Raw genomic sequence first — 16,557 nt, 5'->3', positions numbered from 1 at the left:
AACGCCGCCCGCAGACGGCCTACTTCAAGTGCGTCCACCCATCCAACATGTTCCTGATCAGCCGCAACGAACAGACCTAACGAAGCACTACTAGGTCGCTAGTCACATAAAACGGTACTCTCACTTTGAGTATCCGTCAGGGTCCGCCGAACCTACGTTGCTCCAAATCGCCTGCGCCTACGGCCCTCAGCTCGCTGTCGCGTACACGATGAGGTTGTCGACAGGGTGCCCCTGCGCGTCGAAGTCGCCGTCGCACGTGATGAGCCGTAGAGCGCGTTCCTGGGTTGGCCCGTAGACCTTCTTTGTCGGGAAGGCGTTCTTGGCGACGCTCTCCGTGGCCGTGACGGTGAAGTGGAGGGCTTTTCCCGTCTTGTCGGTGACGTTGATGTCCGCACCCTTCTTGATCTTCTTCAGGTCATGGAAAACGGCCTCGCCGAAGCGGGTGTCGTTGTGGCCGATGATGACGGCCGCTCCGATGTCACCGGGCACCGCACCGCCCGTGTACCAGCCCGCGGTCATCCCCTCCTCGGCCGGCGGGACCTGGACCGTCCGGTCCGTGTTGAGGCCCAGCTCCATCAGCGAACTGGTGATCCCCACGGAGGGAACGGCGACCTCGGCAGGGGCCGCCGCAGCGTCGGCCGCAGGCCGCTCTGACTTCGCAGCACCCGACTCGGCGGCCGGGGCGGTCGGGGCGACACGGGTCGTCGGATCGGGGCCGGACGAACAGCCGGTGAGCAGGGAGACGAGGGTCAACAGGGTGAGGGTCGCGAGGCGGGCCCGGGACAGGGCCGGACGGTGTGCAGGGGGCAACTCGGGCTCCAGAACAGGGTGCGAGGGTTCGCCGGAACGCACAGGGCGCCGCCTGGTGAAGGGCGGCGCCACCGTTTCGTACGAGAGGTCGTGCTGCCGGATCAGCCTTCGCGGCGGGCGGTGGTGCGGCGGCGCAGGACGTAGGTGCCGGCGCCCGCGAGCAGCAGCGCGCCGGTGGCCGAACCGATGAGCGTGCCGGTGTTGTCGTCCTGTGCGGGGGCCTCGCCCGCGGCGACACCGCCACGCGGGTAGTCCTTGCCTCCGGCCTTCTGCGCTTCGGCGGCCTTCCGGGCCTCGGCCTCCTTGAGCGTCCTGGCGTCCTCGGCCTTCTTCTTCGCCAGGGCCTCCCTGTCGGCCTTGGTCGAGTCGGTCGCGCCCGGCGTCGGAGTCGGGTCGGTGGCGAAGGCCGCGGTGGCCGGGACGAGCAGCGCGCCGGCCGCGACGCCGGTCAGGACCGCGATACGCAGCGGGCGCAGGGTGAGACGGCGAACCATGTGAAAGCTCCAGTTCCAGCCCGGCTTGGTCGTTCCTGGTTGCCGATCCGCACCAGGTTCCGGGCATGGCTTCACCCTGACGGCCGCTTGTGAGGAAACTGTCAGAACGCTGTCGTCATCTCATCAGGGCCGACCGGGGCCCTCCGGCTTCCGCGACTCGGCCGTCGGCAGCCGCAGGGTGAAGGTGGCCCCCTCCCCCTCCGTGCTCGTCACGTCCACCGTGCCGCCGTGGGCCTGGGCGAGCTTGAGGACGATCGCCAGACCGAGGCCGCTGCCGCCGGTGCTGCGATTGCGGGACTTCTCCGCCCGCCAGAAACGGTCGAACACGTACGGGAGGTCGGCTGCCGGAATGCCACTGCCGGTGTCGGACACCTCCACGGCGAGCGCGTCCCCCGGGTCGGTGACGTACCGGCGCAGGGTCACCGTGCCGCCGGCCGGGGTGTGGCGCACCGCGTTGGAGAGCAGGTTGCTGACGGTCTGCCGCAGCCGTACGGGGTCGGCGTCGAGGAGCGGTGGCTGAGGGGTGTCCGGCGGCGGTGTCAGGACCGTGAGGGTGACGCCCGCCGCCTCGGCCAACCCCTGGTGCGCGGCGGCGACCTGGCCGAGCAGCTCGTCGATCCGTACCGGCTTGCGGTGCAGCCGCAGGGCGCCCGCGTCGGCCGCACCCAGGTCCTGGAGGTCGTTGATGAGGTGCTGCAGCTGCACCGCCTCCTCCAGGAGCGAGGAGACGAACGCGGGGTCCGGCACGGCCAGTCCGTCGTGGGCCGCCTCCAGCCAGCCCCGGATGTTGCTCAACGGTGTTCGCAGCTCATGGGCGACATCGCTGACCATCACCTTGCGCTGCTCCTCCAGGCGGGCCCGGTGCGCGGCCATGTCGTTGAAGGCCGCCGTCAGCCGTCCGATCTCATTGTCAAAGACGACGGGCACGGGCACCGGCGTCGCGTCCAGGCCCTCCCGCATGCGCTGGGCGGCGCCGGTGAGCGCGTGCAACGGGCGTACAAGCCTGGCTCCGGCGAGCACCGAGGCGCCCACGGTGAGGGCGAGGACCAGAGCGGTGACGCCGGCGATGCGTGCCGTGTTGGCGCGGGAGAGGTCGAAACCGGGCACGCCGGCGGCACCGGGGCCGTCGATGAACAGGAGCGCGGGCTCGGCGACATAGCCCGTGAGCTGTTCCCGGCGGGCGCTTTCGACACAGTTGGCCACGGCCCGGTCGTACGCACTGTCACGGATCTCGGCGGGGGCGTAGTCGAGTGCGTCGCCGGAAGCCGCTTTGCGTTCGGCCGTCGCGGCGTCCTGCGCCTTCTTGGCGGCCAGGGCCTTCGCCTCCCGCTCGCTGAGGCCATCCTCGGCGCCGGAGACCGCGTCATCCCGCCCGTATGCGTAACTCCGGTCCCAGGACAGGTCCAGGTTCAGTTTCACGCCGGCGCGACCCTGTCGTTTCAGACAGGCGTCAGCCAGTTGGTTGAGGGCACTCAGGGCCTTCCGCTCGGTCGCGGTGGGACCAACCGGGTACGACGCAAAGCACTTGGCCTCCATGTCACGGTCGGTGACGCTGCTCTCCCCCTCGGTCTCGTCGCTCACGAACTGGACGCGGGGCCGTCCGCCCGGGCTCTCGACGACGTCGGCGGCGATTCCCATCCGGCTGAGGCACTCCACCCTCCCGGCGGCGGCCTTGCGCAGTGCGTCGTGTTCCTTCGCGGGCAGCCGGAAGGGCCCCACGGCCCGTGGATCGACGCGGTCGGCGCCGGCCTTGTCCGCGTCGGGCACCAGCACGGTGTCGACGGAGCGTGGGTCCACGACCGCCGAGGCCTGTTGAGCGAGCAGATCGTCGGACGAACCGCCGCCCGCTGAGCGCGAGTCGGTCGAGTCCACGATCGGGCGTCGGCCCGGCGTGGTGAGCACGATCCTGCGCCCGGATTCCAGGGCCAGATCTCGCACGGTGGTGTCGACGCCGTCCCAGTCGGGGTGGGTGGCCGCGTAGCCGAGGAGCGTGTTGTAGATCTTCGCGTCGGACTTGAGGTTCTGCCCCTGCTCCTGGCGGATCGCGACGGAGGTCGTCTGCACGGCCAGCCAGGCGGTCGCGGCGACCGAGCACGAGGCCACCAGCGCCGTCACGGTCAACAACCGCCCCGCCAGGCTCTTGCGCAGCGGCAGCCGGGCGGCCCCCGCCGCACCTGCCCCATCAGGACGACGCATGGCGCACGTTCTTCGCGGGGTCCGTGAGTTTGTAGCCGACGCCGAAGACGGTGATGAGGCGGGCCGGTCGTCGTGGGGCGCGCTCGATCTTCTTGCGCAGGTTCATGACGTGCACGTCGACGGTCCGGCCGCTGATGTACTTGTCGTAGCCGTGCAGCTCGTCCAGGAGCCGTGCCCTGGTGAAGACCCGGTCGGGCTCGGCCGCCATCGCCGCGAGGAGACGGAACTCACCGGGCGTGCACTCGACGGGAGTCCCGGCCACCGACACCTCATGCCGCAAGGGATCAACCCTGAGCCCGCCGACCGTCAACACCTCGTCGTCCGGGACCGCTTCGGGCCCCGAGGCGGGAGCAGGGGCGGGCATGGTCGCCGGAGCCGGATCGTGGCCGCGCCGGTTGCGGCGGAGCAACGTCCTTACGCGGGCGGTGAGTTCACGCGGACTGAACGGCTTGGTCATGTAGTCGTCGGCGCCGAGGTCGAGGCCGAGCAGCAGATCGTCCTCGGTGCTGCGGGCCGTCAGCATCAGCACCGGCACCTCCCTGCGTTCGGCGCGCAGGATCCGTACGACGTCGAGACCGTCGGCCCTGGGCATCATCACGTCCAGGACGACCAGGTCGGGTTCCCGGTGCCGGATCGTCTCCAGAGCCGTCCGGCCGTCCTCGACGACCGTAACGGCGTGACCCTCGTGCTCCAGGTAGCGGCGGACCAGTTCGGCCTGCTTCGCATCGTCTTCGGCGACCACAATGTTTGCGCACACGCCGCAGATCGTAGCGACCGCCGGCGCCGGGAGGTCGGAAGTGTCCTTACCGTGAAGGCCCTTCGGTGGTGGACAGGCGAAAGTGCAGGGCTGAAGTCGAGCGTGGCCACGGTCACCGCGGTCTGCCGGGCATGCGGCATGCGGCATGCGGCATGCGGCATTACGGAACGTCGTGCGTATCCAAGTGACCGGTCCGATGCGCGCTGGGAGCTGATCAAGCCGGTGCTGTCCGCGTGGCGTTTCGAACGCCGCGGCAGAGCGGTGGACTTCGGCCGGCCACCGGATACGACGAGACTGTTATCCCCTGCGAAGCAGCGGTCACTCTCGCGTCATTCCTGCTCTGGGCAAGATCAGTTTGATGACGGCCTCTACTACTCCAGTTTGACTTCGCGATCTTGTCGCGGACCCTGCTGGAAACGGGTCCGGCCGCTGAGCCGTTGCACCCGCTGGTGAAGACGGTCGGGAAATAAGCGGTGTCCGGGCCCTGTGGCGGACTGCTGTCGTTGGACCGCTTCACCCTCCCCTGCTCCCGCCGCGCCTGATCTACCAGCGGGCCGGTCCTCCGGCTTGACCTCGGGTGTGCTCCAAGTCCTAGCGTCGGAGTCATTCGTCAGCCCTTGAGGTACCGCCCGGTCCGCTGGGCAGGAGGAGTATCCGCGCATGATCACCCGAACCACGCTCGGCTCGCCCGGTCTCACCGTCAGCGCGATGGGCCTGGGGTGCATGGGGATGAGCGAGAGTTACGGCGCCGCCGACTGGGACGGCGGCCTGGCCACCATCGACCGGGCCCTGGAGCTGGGCATCACGTTCCTGGACACCGCCGACGCCTACGGCACCGGACACAACGAGGTGCTGGTGGGCCGGGCCGTCCACGGCCGCCGGGACCAGGTGCAGCTGGCCACCAAGTTCGGCATCGACCGTAGCGCCGGCGACCGGGCACGCCGCATCCGCGGTGCCCGGGACTACGTGCTGCGCTCCTGCGACGCCTCGCTGCTGCGGATGGGCGTCGAAGTGATCGACCTGTACTACGCCCACCGCCCGCCCCAGGACGTGGAGATCGAAGAGACCGTCGGGGCGATGGCCGAGCTGGTCGAGGCGGGCAAGGTCCGCCACCTGGGCCTGTCCGAGGTCGACGGCGAGCTGCTGCGCCGGGCGCACGCGGTGCACCCGATCACCGCGGTCCAGAGCGAGTACTCGCTGTGGACCCGCGACGTCGAAGCGGTCACCCCGGTAATGGCCGAGCTGAGGGTCGGGCTGGTGCCCTACTCGCCGCTGGGGCGGGGGTTCCTGACCGGCACCCTGGACCGCTCCACGCTGGGCGAGAAGGACTTCCGGCGCACCAACCCCCGCTTCGCCGGAGAGGCGGGCGAGGCCAACGAGAAGATCACGCAGACCGTGCGTGAGGTGGCGGACCGGCTGGGTGCCACTGCGGCCCAGGTGGCGCTGGCCTGGGTGTACGCCCAGACCGAGCGGCTCGGGGTGGCGGTGGCGGCCATACCGGGCACTCGCAGCCCAGCCCGGCTGGAGCAGAACGCGGCCGCGCTGGAACTCACCCTGGACACAGAGGCACTGGCCGCGCTGGACCCGCTGAGCAACCAGGTGACGGGCGAGCGCTACACGCCCGCGCACACCGCAGAGGTCGCTAGGGGTTAGTACCCCAGTCTGACTTCGCGATCTTGTCGCGGACCCGGCCGGGAACGGTACGGGTACGAGCACGGGCACGGAGCGAAAGGCCCGCGCTCCTACAACTGGGCCTGGATCCATGTCGGCGCCGGCCCGGCAGCTCGCGTACGGCGCTGGACGACACACTCGCCGCCACCAGTTGCACCGGGACCGCCGCACCCCCTGACGGGGTCCGTCCGTCCCGGTGTGCGAGACACCGACGCAGCAGAAACCGTCCGACAGCCGGAAAGGCAGCGTGGGCCGGGCAGGAATGTCCCCGTCCGGCCCACGGCGGGTCCGAATGCCGGGGCTACGGGAGGGGCGGGCGCCGGCGGCCCGCGCCCCGGTACACCGGTCCGGCACGCTGTGGAGATGCCGGCCGTCTCATCCGGGGACAGCCGTGGCGGCGAGCGGGGAGCGGCGCCGCAGGGTGCGGATCGCGAGGAGCGTGTTGGCTCCGACGACGGCACCGAAGACGGCGGTCGCGGGTGTCAGCAGCCCGCTGCCTGCCAGCGCGCCCAGCAGTGCGCCCAGCCAGGCGCCGAGAAGGACGAGCATCGGTGTGGTGGTCCGGTTCGAGCCGTCCGGGTCCTCGTCCGGCCGGGCCAGGTACACCCCCAGGCCGACCAGCAGCCCGGTGCCGGGCACCACCACCGCGAGGCTGGTGACGAACCACTGCGGAGCGAAGATCCAGGCGAACAGGACGCCCAGGAGCCAGCCGGCGAGACCCAGGGGTGCCGTGCCGAGCAGCCGGATCCAGCGGCCTGCCGGGCGGCCCGACGCACCCCGGCTGCGGCGTCGGCGGGCCAGCAGTACCAGCGCGAGCAGACCGAGCAGCGGAACCCCGGTCACACCGGCAAGCAGAAAACCGGCGACCAGCGACATGCTCATCGGGACGGCTGTGAAGTCGACCGGACGGCGCTCGAATCGCGAGCTGTCGACGCGGCCGGAGTCGTAGAAGGTGGTGAGCAGGTGCGTGCCCGCCTCCGGTTGCTGCTGCCAGACGTCGGCGGTGTGTCCGATGCCGGGTATGACCACCTCGCTCCCCCGGCTCAGTGAGGGCAGCAGCTCCTTGGTGGCGTTGACCGGCGGTGTGGAGAAGTCGAGTTCGCCACCGATCAGCAAGGTCTCCACGGAACTGGGGCGCACGGTGCGGTATTCGGCGTTGTCCGGGCTGTCCGGCCACACGGTGGAGAAGCCGTTCGGGCCGCCCCAGAGGAAATCGGTGGAGGAGTTGCCCAGGATCGATCCGTGATCACCACCCCGGCCGTAGTACGTCCGCATGGCGGGGGCGTCGATCATGGCGAAGGAGGCGAGCTCTCCCCACACCGTGGAGCTGGGCAGTGTGACATCCGCCAGCACCGACATGGCCCACATCGCGCCGGGTCCGCCGTCGAGGTAGGCGTCGATCACCGTGGGGGCGTTGCCGGGTGCCGAGCCCTCGCCGTTCATGTGCATGGAGTACTGGCTCAGGATGCTGACGTTCGTCTTCTTGATCCTGAAGGGGCCCCACCTGGTGGGCATGTCGGCGACCCGGGAGCGGATGGTGGCGGCGAGGTCGGAGGTCTTCGCGTCGCAGGCGCGGTCAGCCCGGCAGAGGTCGGCGTACTGCTCGAACTGCGTGTCGGTGATGCGGGGGTCCCAGTACAGGTGTCCGGGCGGGTTGACCGAGATCATCGCCGAGCGCCGGAGTGCGTCGGGGTAGCGCCATGCGTAGATCATCGCGGTCCGGGTGCCGGCACTGGAGCTGAGCAGGTTGATCCGCCGGTAGCCGAGCGCTTTGCGCGCCGACTCCATGTCCTCGACTCGCTGGACCGCCGAGTAGCCGGTCAGGTCGACGCCGGTACGCTGCAGCCGGTCGGCACACCGTTCGAAGGCCCGGCGGGTGTGCGCCAGGGTCTGCCCGCCGGTCATGTCCGCCGACGACTGGAGCGCGTTCGTCACTTCGTCGCAGTCCAGGCGGGACGAGCCGTCGACGCCGCGGTAGCCCACCAGCACGACGTCGTGATGCTTTGTCAGGCGGCCTGCCTGCGGGAAGTCCATGTTGGACTGTCCCGGCCCGCCACCGAACCGGAAGACGGGCTCACCGGCCGGTTTCGAGGCCGCCCGGATCCGTACGACCGGCAGGGCGATCAGCCGGGAGCCGGAGTCGCGCCGGTTCTCCGCGACCACGAGAGTCCCGCAGTCGGCGGCCACGGAGCCGTCCTCGATGTCGTAGGAGCACGGTTTCATGGTCAGCGAGTCCGGCGCGGCACCCTGCGGGACGCGGATGGTGGAATCCGGCCACACGATGAAGGCGGCCAGCACGAGCAGCGCGGCGGCGATGACCGCCGCGACGAGGGAGCGACGGCGGTGAGGGGAAGAACGCATGCCGGGAAAGCTAGGGGTGCGCGGGTGCCGAAGCGTCACGCCGGGCGGTGATCGTCTGTCCCTCCGGAGAGTGACGCCGGACCGCGTCCGCCCCGGCACAATGGCCGGATGTCCCGCACTGTGTACCTGGCCTCGGCTGGACGGATCCGCCGGTGGACAGCCCGATCGACAGCGCGCGACGCGCAGAGGTCGCTGGCTCGCCAGGCCGTGTCGGTCGCACTGATGTGCGCCGCCGTCGACGGCCTGAACTTCCTTACTCGGGGCCCGGATCCGGGCCCGTGGACGCCCGTCCTGCTGGCCGTGGTCATCGCCGCGGACGTCGCGCTCGTGACCGCACCAAGATTCTCCGGCTGGGTCGCCGTCACGCACGCGGTGGTGAGTGTCGCCCTGGCGTTCGTGATGCCGGGACGCAATCCGAACACAGCCGGCCAACTGGTCAGCTCCTACCGGGCCGGCGCCTGGCTGCGCGGCCGGTCCTCCGCCGCCGCGCTGATCACGGTATGCGCCGGAAACCTGGCCTCGGTGGTCATCACCGGACTCACCGCCCCGGTGACGTTGCTCGGTATCGTCGCCGCCAACACCCTGCTGCCGTGGCTGGTGGGCCGTTACACCACCGCCCGTAAGGAGCATGTTGAGGAACTACGCCGCCAGCGGGAGGCAACGCTGCGCGACGCGGAGGCCGAGATCACCGCGGCGGTGACGAAGGAACGCGAGACGATCGCGGTCGAACTGCACGACGTCATCTCCCACCACGTCGGCGCGATCGGTGTCCACGCCACGGCGGCCCGGCTGAACCTCAGCGGGACGGCCGTCCCCGGTGACAGCCCGGTGCACACCTCGCTCACCGCGGTGCAGCAGTCAGGCCAGGCGGCCATGACGGACCTTCGGCGGCTGCTGTCCCTGCTGCACGGCGGCAGCGACTCCACCGACCAGCCCGGAGTCACGATGCTGCCGGAGCTGTTCACCGGTCTGCGCGCCTCCGGTCTGCACGTGACGTACGTCGTGTACTGCTCACCGCCGCCACTCACGAAGGAAGTCGACGTCACGGTGTACCGGGTGGCACAGGAGATGATGACGAACGTTCTCCGGCACGGGGACGGCCGGGCGGCGCGGGTCGAGCTCGACTGCGATGACGGCTGCGTGGCTCTCACCGCCCGCAACCGTGTCGCTTCTGCGGCAGCGGACGCACCGTGCGCATCCTCACCGCCGGGGTCCGGGCTCGGCCTGCGCGGCATGCGCAAGCGGGTGGAGGCGCTGGGCGGATCGGGAACCTTCGGCGTCACCACGGACGGGGACTACTGGGAATCGAGCGTGACGATCCCGCTGGCAGGTGCCCGGTGACGCTGCGCATCGTGATCGCCGACGACCACGCCATGTTCCGCTCCGGCTTCCGGGCCGTGCTCGACGCACAGCCGGACATGGAATGCGTCGCCGACGTCGGCGACGGACTCAGCGCCGTCGAGGCCGTCACGTCCCTGGCGCCCGACCTCGCCGTCCTGGACGTCCGCATGCCCGGACTCGACGGGCTCGCCACCGCACGCCGCATCCGGTCGGCGGGACACCCGAACGTGAAGATCATCCTGCTCACCTCGTTCGGCACCGACGACTACCTGCGCTCGGCGCTGTCCGCGGGAGTCGCCGGTTTCGTTCTCAAAAGCCTGCCTCCCGACGAACTCGTGACCGCGATCCGCGTCGCGGCCCGTGGCGACACCTACCTGGATCCCTCCATCACCAGCCGCCTCGCGCCACGGCTGGCCGACGCCCTCGCCCCGGCTCCCCCCGCGCGTGACCGGGCGCCGGGCCTCGAACGCCTCACCGCGCGCGAACATGAGGTGTTCCTGCTCGTGGCCAGGGGATTCTCGAACGCCGAGATCGGCGACCAGCTGTACGTCGGCGAACAGACCGTCAAGACCCACGTCTCACGCGTCCTCGCCAAGCTCGGACTCCGGGACCGCGTCCACACCGTCCGGTTCGCCCACCACCACGGGCTCATCGAACCGCACGACACCTCGGGGCTGTGACCGGTGGTCCGCGCACCGCTGTCACCGGCAGCCGGTGTCAGCGGGATCCGGCACGGGACCCACGCGCGGCGGATCGACCTCTCGCAGTGAACGTCGTGCGATTCACAGCGAAGCCTGGTGACGGGCATCCGTTCTCACTGAGCTTCTTCAGCATCGCAGCTCCAGGGTGAGGACGGCCTTGGCGATTGACGTCATGCGGTTGGGGCTGCAGCGGGACCTGCGGAAGATCCGCCAGGACTTCAGGCGGGCGACCTGGAGGACGATGAGACTGCCGCTGGCGCGAGGAGATCCGGCCGGGTCAAAGTTCAGAGCAGCTTCTCGCCGATCCTGCCGTTCGGGTACAGGGCAGCAGCACGTGCAGCCAGTTGATCAGCCCTTAAGTGACCCAGGCCAGGCGGCCCGGCGGGACCACGGCGCGCGCCAGCAGCTGATCGTGACCCTGACATCTGTCAGGGTCGCAACGTCCCGGGTCCGCCCTACAGTTCGAGGCGCCTGCTGGGCGTCCCCTGCGCCGCTCCGGCGGCTGAAGCGGGGGCCGTTAGTGCTTCGGTCAGGTCACAGCACGGGCGCCACGGCACAGCGCCCCTCTTCGGAAGCCATCAGCACCTGGACCCAGGGAGAAACACATGCACAGCCTCAGACGGATCTTCAGCGTAGGAGCAGCCGCGATCATGTTGGCGGCAGGCGTGGTGGCCGGATCCGCCGGCGCGGCTCAGGCAGCACGGTCGGACTGCGAGGGAGGTGTGAATGGTTTCACCGACATCCCGGACAGTCTCAGTGGCCAGGGTGTGGGGGGTGCGGGTGCGATGGTGATTGACTTTCCCCACGCTGTCGCCTCGTACTCGATGCAGGCCGGCAACGTCGGAAGCCGACAGGCCGCGTGGGGCGTCTTGACCACCGGATCGGGCAGCAACTGGGGCTCCGGGGTCCTGGCACAGGTCTGGATGGACGTCAGCAACGACAACAGGCAGACCTGGATCCAGTGCGGTTCTTTCGACACGATGACGGGCGGCAAGAGGATGACGACGCCGGCCTACCCGACCAGCAGCTCGTCGAGCCGGGCCTTACGCGTCTGCGCGCGGCTGCTGAGCCAGGGCAGCAACAGCGGCATCCAGTGCACCTCTTGGTGGTAGACCACCCACCTCTCTGCTCCGCGTCAACAGTGCGCCGGCACCCATCGCCGGCAAACCGGAGCAGGTCCAGGCCCAAGGACCACTGAGCTTCATCGATGTGGCCACCGATCCGGTGACGGTCCGTGAAGCGCAACGAGCGAAGCCCCCGAGCTGTTGATCGAGATGTCTGACGTCTCAATCACGCTGCTCGGGGTTACACCGACCTGGGCAGGCTGACCCGTTCGCTGAACGTTCCCGGTGGTGTACGACCGGCGGGCACGTGGTTCGGCACCTGGAGCTCCGGTGTCAACGTCCGCCCCGAGCCCAACACCACCCGCGACCCGTTCCTCCAGCTCCCCGCCGGGGTCGAGGTGCTGGTCGGCTGCCAGACGCGAGGGGAGACCGTCTCGGTCCCGCCCTACACCAACGAGTGGTGGGCCTACCTGCCTCAGTACGGGGGCTATGTCAGCAGCATCTACATAAGCAGTCCGGACAACCAACTGCCCGGCGTCGCGCAGTGCTGAGCAGTGCATCACGGTGCTGCGAAGGGCCTGCGGGAAGAGCCGGGCAGGCACCCGGCACCTTTCGGTCGAACTCGAAAACCAGTGAGAAAAGGACAGTGGATGACCAGGACCAGGAAGTATCTCTCCCTCTGGATGGCAGCCCTCGCCCTGACGGCGGGCGGTGTGATCGCCGCCCCTTCGGCCAGTGCCGCTGCCAGCGCCGAGTGCGGAGTTCGGGCGAGCGACGGCCGGCTGTGGTGCGGGAACGGAGCCCCCGCCATTCTGCGCTCGGGCGCCTATCACGAAGCGAACATAACGGGGCAGCTCTATTCCACCTTCAGCTGGTTCGACTGCTGGACCTATGGTGGACTGCACGGCGGCGGCAACACCACCTGGTACCACACCAAGGGTGACTGGACCGCTCCTGGCTACGACGGGTGGGGCTACGTCCCGGCGGACTGGGTCAACACACCGTCCTCCTTCGACGCCGATCCGAGCGCGCGCGGTCTGCGGCACTGCTGAGCGCAGCACTGCCGAGCTCGCCGGACCACCTCCTTGATGTCATCGGTCTCGTCCACGAGACCGGCGGCATCGTCGTCGTGGCGCCCCATGTCGGCGACCCATTCCCTCCCGTTAACGGTGCCTGACGGATCAGTTCCGGGTCACTCGGGGATGATCTGTCCATGCGGTATGAGGCAGAGCGCCCTTTGGGTGCAGAGCAAGATCTAGTCACAGGTGGTAGCACCCTGCCCGAGGCTACAACCACTGAGCTTCTTCGATGTGGCCACCGATCGGTGACGGCCCGTTCAGCGCAACGAGCGAGGCCCCGGGCTGTTGATCGAGATGTCTGACGTCTCAATCACGTTGCTCGGGGGCCTCGTTGGTCGTCCATCCTGCCGCACTTGACCTGCCGCATGCACTCGTGGAGTGGGTCACCATGTTGATCGTCACCCGTGAGGGCGACCGGCGCTGCAAGCTCCGTCCGTCCCAGCGAGCGATGGTGGCACTGGTGTACCTGCGCGAGCACATCACTCTGGCGAAGATCGCTGCCGGGTTCGGGATCAGCGAGTCCACCGTGCATGCCTACACCAGTGCAGTCGTCGACCTCCTCGCCGCCCGTGCACCGGGTCTGCTGAAGACGCTGCGCGAGCATGATCCCGACTTCGTCCTGCTCGACGGCACTCTCGCCGAGTGCGACCGGGTCGGCGACGGCCGGGCCGACTACTCCCACAAACACCGGCGCCACGGCGTGAACGTGCAGGTCGTCACCGATCCCAGCGGCCGGCTGTTGTGGCTCTCGCCCGCCCTGCCGGGCCGCACCTACGACCTGACCGCTGCCCGCGCCCACCGGATCATCCGGATCTGCGAGCGCCAGGGCGTTCCGATCGTGGCCGATCTCGCTTACCAGGGCGCCGGTCCGTGGCTGACCACGGGCATCAAACGCAGGCCCCTGAAGAAACTGACTCTCACCGAGAAGTCTCGCAACCGTGCCCTGGCCGCGGCGCGCGCACCCGTCGAACGCGGAGTCGCCCGCCTGAAGTCCTGGCGGATCTTCCGCAGGTCCCGATGCAGTCCCAACCGCATGACGTCAATCGCCAAGGCCGTCCTCACACTGGAGTTGCAACGCTGAAGAAGCTCAGTGATGGACAGGTGCCCTGCTCAGAGGATTGCTTCGAACTGCGGGGGAGGCAGTTGACCAGATGACCCGCCGACCCACGCACCCACGCACCCACGCACCCACGGCAGGGTGAATGCCATGCATTCCGCCACGCCGGGCTGGCTTCATTGAGTAGGAAGGGGGGATATCCCTCTCCCCGAGGACGCCACAACTGCCCATGATGACCACGGACATACGGTGCCGACGCGACGGCTGGGTCTACTTCAGTCTTGCGCTGGCCGGGACAGCCGGAGCGGTGTGGCTCGCCTGCCGGTTCGACCTGCCCGTCGCAAGCACCATTACCGCGTTCCTGCCCTCGCTTGCCGGGATGTACCTGGCATGGGCGACGTTCCGCAACGCCTCGCACGGACAGACCGGAGGTCCCGCAGAGCTGGGCCTGCTCGCCGACCGGCTCGCTGCAGTGGCGGGTGAGCAGTGGAACGCCGAGATCAGGCTCCGCGGAGTCAACAACCCCTACCCGCTGCCGGTTTCATGGCACGCCGCCGACCCCGTCCTGTCCGAACCCTGGGAGCTGCTGTGTCAGATCGCGCTCGGCTGGCCCGGAGGACCGCCTTCGGACGCGGGCGGCTGGGCGGGCGGCCCGGCGGAATTGGCCGGCCGCGACGGGGAGATCGCTGAGGTCTTCGCGCGGCGCGTACCCACGCGCAGGCTGGTCGTCCTGGGAGCATCAGGTTCGGGCAAGACCGTGCTGCTGATCCGCTGTCTGCTCGGCCTGATGCACGAGCGTGCGGCCGGCGGCCCTGTACCGGTGCTGTTTCCCCTGGCCTCCTGGGACCCCACTGCGCAGCCGCTCGATCGCTGGATGGCCCAGCGGCTCACCCGTGACTACCCGCTTCTTGGCCGGTCCCTTGACGCGCACGACGGTGCTTCGGAGTCCGCCATCGCACTGGTGCGGGCGGGTCTTGTCCTTCCGCTACTGGACGGCTTTGACGAACTGCCCGTCGCAGCACGGGCCCTGGCACTCGATCTGATCAACGAGACGCTCGCGCTCGGGCAAGCCGTGGTGCTGTCCAGCAGGGCCGACGCCTACCGGGAGACTGCGGCTCCGGGTACAGCTCCACCGGCCAGGCTGGCCGCCTCGGCAGCTGTCGAACTGCGGCCACTGAACGTCTCGGCGGCCGCCAGCTACCTCCTGCGTCATGCCGACGCCCCTGGCGGCGGCACGGCGGCGCGCTGGCATTCAGTCGCTGCCGACCTCGCGGCTCCCACGCCGACCATGCTCCAGGATCTGCTCACCAATCCTCTGATGCTCACGCTCGCCGCCGGCGTGTACAACTCACGCCGCGGAGAGCACCCGGCTGAACTGCCCGATCCTGAGCAACTGTGCGACCGCACCCTCCTGCCGGACCGCAGCGCGGCAGAACGCCATCTGCTGGGTGCCTACGTGCCCGCCGCCTACCGGCCGCATCCGCTCCACCCATGCAGGTGGAGCCCGCAGCAAGCCGCACGTACCCTGCGCTTCTTGGCCTGCCATCTCCAGCGCACACTCAGCGGCTCCACCGACCTCGCCTGGTGGCGGCTGCAGTCCGCCCTCCCCCGCCGCGTTTGCCCCCTGATCACAGGCATCATGATCGGACTGAGCGCCTGGGCCACCGCATTCCTCGCCGCCTTCGTCGGCTCCAGCCTCACGCCCGAGGCAAACCTGTGGTGGGTGCTGGGCGCGGAACCCGCAATCGTCGGCGGACTGTCCGCGGGGCTCGCCTCCGGAATCACCGCGGGCGTAGCCGCAGGGCTCACCAGCACCTTGATCGACGGTGCCGCCTTCTGGCTGGTCGACCCCGACTCGGCAGAACCACGCTTTCCCTCCGACTACGTTCCCATCGGTGGAATCGCTCTCGGCTTCGCCAGCGGACTGATCGGCAGCCTCATCACCAGCACCGCCCGCCGTGACACAACCAATGCCTCAACTCGCAGACCCTCCTGGTCCTGGCACTGGAAAACGTGCCTGACAGGCCTGGCAGCAGGCCTGTCGCTATGGTTCCCCTTTGCCTGGCTGGGCAGCACCACAGCCCTGGCAACAGCTGGCGTCAACGCCCTCGTATACGCCTTGGCCGGAGGGCTGCTCGGCTCAGCCACCCGCCGCAGCAGCGAAAAACCCGCACCGGCCAGCGCACTGAAATGGTCCTTCGACGGACGCGCCCTGGCTCTTGGCCTGCTCGCAGGCCCGGCCGTCGGACTCGTCCTGCTCCTCATGGACACCATGCCCGCACTGCTGAACAGCGCGCACTTCTCCCTCGCCGACCACCCTGGCAACTACATCTACTACACCGCCCTGTACGGCCTCGGTGTCGGGCTCGCCGCAAGCCTGCACGTCCGACCCGCTGACGAAGGCACACCGCAAGACCCGGCAACGTCACTCGCCCAGGACCACAGCGCGTTTCGCAAGCTGGTCCCGGTCGCAGCCGCCGCAGCCGGTCTCGGATTCGCCGGTATCTACACCGTGTCCGCTCTGGGCTCTGGTGACCTGGCTCTCGCCCAGGGCGGACCACCTGGCACGGACCACCCGATGGAACATCTCCCGCTCGCCGTACGGGCCCTCGGGTATGCCCTGGCCCTCGGGTCCGCCGGACTCACCGTTGGACTGGCCACAGCCCTCAGCCGCACCGCCTGGTGGCCCCACACCCTCACACGGGCCTACCTCACCCTCAAGTACCGACTCCCCTACGATCTCGCAGCCTTCCTCGCCGATGCCCACGAACGGCGCTTCGTGCTGCGCCAGGTCGGGGCTGTCTACCAATTCCGCCACCAAAACCTGCAGCACCATCTGGCCGCGCGCCCAGATCTGCCGTGTCAGGCCCGTTGCCGAACCGGAGGAACTCGGCAATCAGAGGAGCCATGTGGTGCACGGAGCAACTGAGGCCCTTCCGGCCTGACATTGGTGTCGACGATCCGCCTCTGGCTGTTCGGTCGGTTCCGGGTTGACCGGCTGCGACCGCGCGGCGGGCGGCGTCGCC

At 69.3% G+C, this 16,557-nt stretch carries 12 protein-coding genes and 3 pseudogenes; 9 read left to right on the top strand and 6 right to left on the bottom strand.

Annotation, left to right across the window (positions count from 1 at the left end; translation table 11 throughout):
* Positions 1–186 precede the first annotated feature (186 nt).
* The 4 genes from ACFWGJ_RS29785 to ACFWGJ_RS29770 form a co-directional block, all read right to left on the bottom strand.
* The gene (locus tag ACFWGJ_RS29785; protein ID WP_387330777.1) at positions 187–810 is read right to left on the bottom strand and encodes a class F sortase; all 624 of its coding nucleotides are present in this window, start codon (positions 808–810) and stop codon (positions 187–189) included.
* A 101-nt stretch (positions 811–911) separates the two neighbouring features.
* Positions 912–1,304, bottom strand: a complete 393-nt coding sequence (locus tag ACFWGJ_RS29780) for a hypothetical protein (protein ID WP_387330774.1) — start codon at positions 1,302–1,304, stop codon at positions 912–914.
* Positions 1,305–1,427: 123 nt separating this feature from the next.
* Entirely contained in the window at positions 1,428–3,500 is a 2,073-nt protein-coding gene (locus ACFWGJ_RS29775; protein WP_387330771.1) for a sensor histidine kinase, read from the bottom strand.
* Positions 3,487–4,257: a response regulator transcription factor gene (locus ACFWGJ_RS29770; RefSeq protein ID WP_387330768.1), complete on the bottom strand. Its 771-nt coding sequence runs from the start codon at positions 4,255–4,257 to the stop codon at positions 3,487–3,489. The genes ACFWGJ_RS29775 and ACFWGJ_RS29770 overlap by 14 nt, the downstream gene beginning before the upstream one ends.
* Positions 4,258–4,416: 159 nt before the next feature.
* Here ACFWGJ_RS29770 and ACFWGJ_RS29765 point away from each other — a divergent pair.
* A pseudogene (locus ACFWGJ_RS29765) lies at positions 4,417–4,542 on the top strand (IS5/IS1182 family transposase); the annotation flags it as partial.
* A gap of 375 nt (positions 4,543–4,917) precedes the next feature.
* A complete protein-coding gene (locus ACFWGJ_RS29760; protein ID WP_387330765.1) occupies positions 4,918–5,910 on the top strand; it encodes an aldo/keto reductase in 993 nt (330 codons plus the stop codon).
* 393 nt (positions 5,911–6,303) lie between these two features.
* On the opposite strand, the gene ACFWGJ_RS29755 is transcribed toward ACFWGJ_RS29760, so the two are convergent.
* Positions 6,304–8,289 (bottom strand): alpha/beta hydrolase, encoded by a 1,986-nt coding sequence (locus ACFWGJ_RS29755; protein WP_387330762.1) that lies wholly within the window; start codon positions 8,287–8,289, stop codon positions 6,304–6,306.
* A 108-nt stretch (positions 8,290–8,397) separates the two neighbouring features.
* On the opposite strand from ACFWGJ_RS29755, the gene ACFWGJ_RS29750 reads away from it, so the two are divergent.
* Both ACFWGJ_RS29750 and ACFWGJ_RS29745 read left to right on the top strand, forming a co-directional pair.
* A complete protein-coding gene (locus ACFWGJ_RS29750; protein WP_387330759.1) occupies positions 8,398–9,630 on the top strand; it encodes a sensor histidine kinase in 1,233 nt (410 codons plus the stop codon).
* Positions 9,627–10,310 (top strand): response regulator, encoded by a 684-nt coding sequence (locus ACFWGJ_RS29745; RefSeq protein ID WP_387330756.1) that lies wholly within the window; start codon positions 9,627–9,629, stop codon positions 10,308–10,310. The genes ACFWGJ_RS29750 and ACFWGJ_RS29745 overlap by 4 nt, the downstream gene beginning before the upstream one ends.
* A 147-nt stretch (positions 10,311–10,457) precedes the next feature.
* On the opposite strand, the pseudogene ACFWGJ_RS29740 reads toward ACFWGJ_RS29745, so the two are convergent.
* A pseudogene (locus ACFWGJ_RS29740) lies at positions 10,458–10,562 on the bottom strand (IS5/IS1182 family transposase); the annotation flags it as partial.
* 374 nt (positions 10,563–10,936) lie between these two features.
* Here ACFWGJ_RS29740 and ACFWGJ_RS29735 point away from each other — a divergent pair.
* The 5 genes and pseudogenes from ACFWGJ_RS29735 (at position 10,937) to ACFWGJ_RS29715 (ending at position 16,460) form a co-directional block, all read left to right on the top strand.
* The gene (locus ACFWGJ_RS29735) at positions 10,937–11,443 is read left to right on the top strand and encodes a hypothetical protein (RefSeq protein ID WP_387330753.1); all 507 of its coding nucleotides are present in this window, start codon (positions 10,937–10,939) and stop codon (positions 11,441–11,443) included.
* 188 nt (positions 11,444–11,631) lie between these two features.
* Positions 11,632–11,946, top strand: a pseudogene (locus ACFWGJ_RS29730) (hypothetical protein); the annotation flags it as partial.
* 99 nt (positions 11,947–12,045) lie between these two features.
* The gene (locus tag ACFWGJ_RS29725; protein ID WP_225890818.1) at positions 12,046–12,447 is read left to right on the top strand and encodes a hypothetical protein; all 402 of its coding nucleotides are present in this window, start codon (positions 12,046–12,048) and stop codon (positions 12,445–12,447) included.
* A gap of 358 nt (positions 12,448–12,805) precedes the next feature.
* Complete coding sequence (locus ACFWGJ_RS29720; RefSeq protein WP_387330749.1) at positions 12,806–13,555, top strand: transposase family protein; 750 nt, start codon at positions 12,806–12,808, stop codon at positions 13,553–13,555.
* A gap of 205 nt (positions 13,556–13,760) precedes the next feature.
* Positions 13,761–16,460, top strand: coding sequence for an NACHT domain-containing protein (locus tag ACFWGJ_RS29715; protein ID WP_387330746.1), 2,700 nt, complete (start codon positions 13,761–13,763; stop codon positions 16,458–16,460).
* The last annotated feature ends 97 nt before the right edge of the window (positions 16,461–16,557 follow it).

It is taken from the genome of Streptomyces sp. NPDC060205 (assembly GCF_042728395.1).
Classification (GTDB): Bacteria; Actinomycetota; Actinomycetes; order Streptomycetales; family Streptomycetaceae; genus Streptomyces.
This window is presented reverse-complemented; position numbering and strand designations above follow the sequence as displayed.

Coding starts and splice junctions, on each gene's coding strand:
- ACFWGJ_RS29780 (WP_387330774.1), bottom strand. CDS start 1,304: ATGGTTCGCCGTCTCACCCTGCGCCCGCTGCGTATCGCGGTCCTGACC.
- ACFWGJ_RS29775 (WP_387330771.1), bottom strand. CDS start 3,500: ATGCGTCGTCCTGATGGGGCAGGTGCGGCGGGGGCCGCCCGGCTGCCG.
- ACFWGJ_RS29760 (WP_387330765.1), top strand. CDS start 4,918: ATGATCACCCGAACCACGCTCGGCTCGCCCGGTCTCACCGTCAGCGCG.
- ACFWGJ_RS29755 (WP_387330762.1), bottom strand. CDS start 8,289: ATGCGTTCTTCCCCTCACCGCCGTCGCTCCCTCGTCGCGGCGGTCATC.
- ACFWGJ_RS29750 (WP_387330759.1), top strand. CDS start 8,398: ATGTCCCGCACTGTGTACCTGGCCTCGGCTGGACGGATCCGCCGGTGG.
- ACFWGJ_RS29735 (WP_387330753.1), top strand. CDS start 10,937: ATGCACAGCCTCAGACGGATCTTCAGCGTAGGAGCAGCCGCGATCATG.
- ACFWGJ_RS29725 (WP_225890818.1), top strand. CDS start 12,046: ATGACCAGGACCAGGAAGTATCTCTCCCTCTGGATGGCAGCCCTCGCC.
- ACFWGJ_RS29715 (WP_387330746.1), top strand. CDS start 13,761: ATGATGACCACGGACATACGGTGCCGACGCGACGGCTGGGTCTACTTC.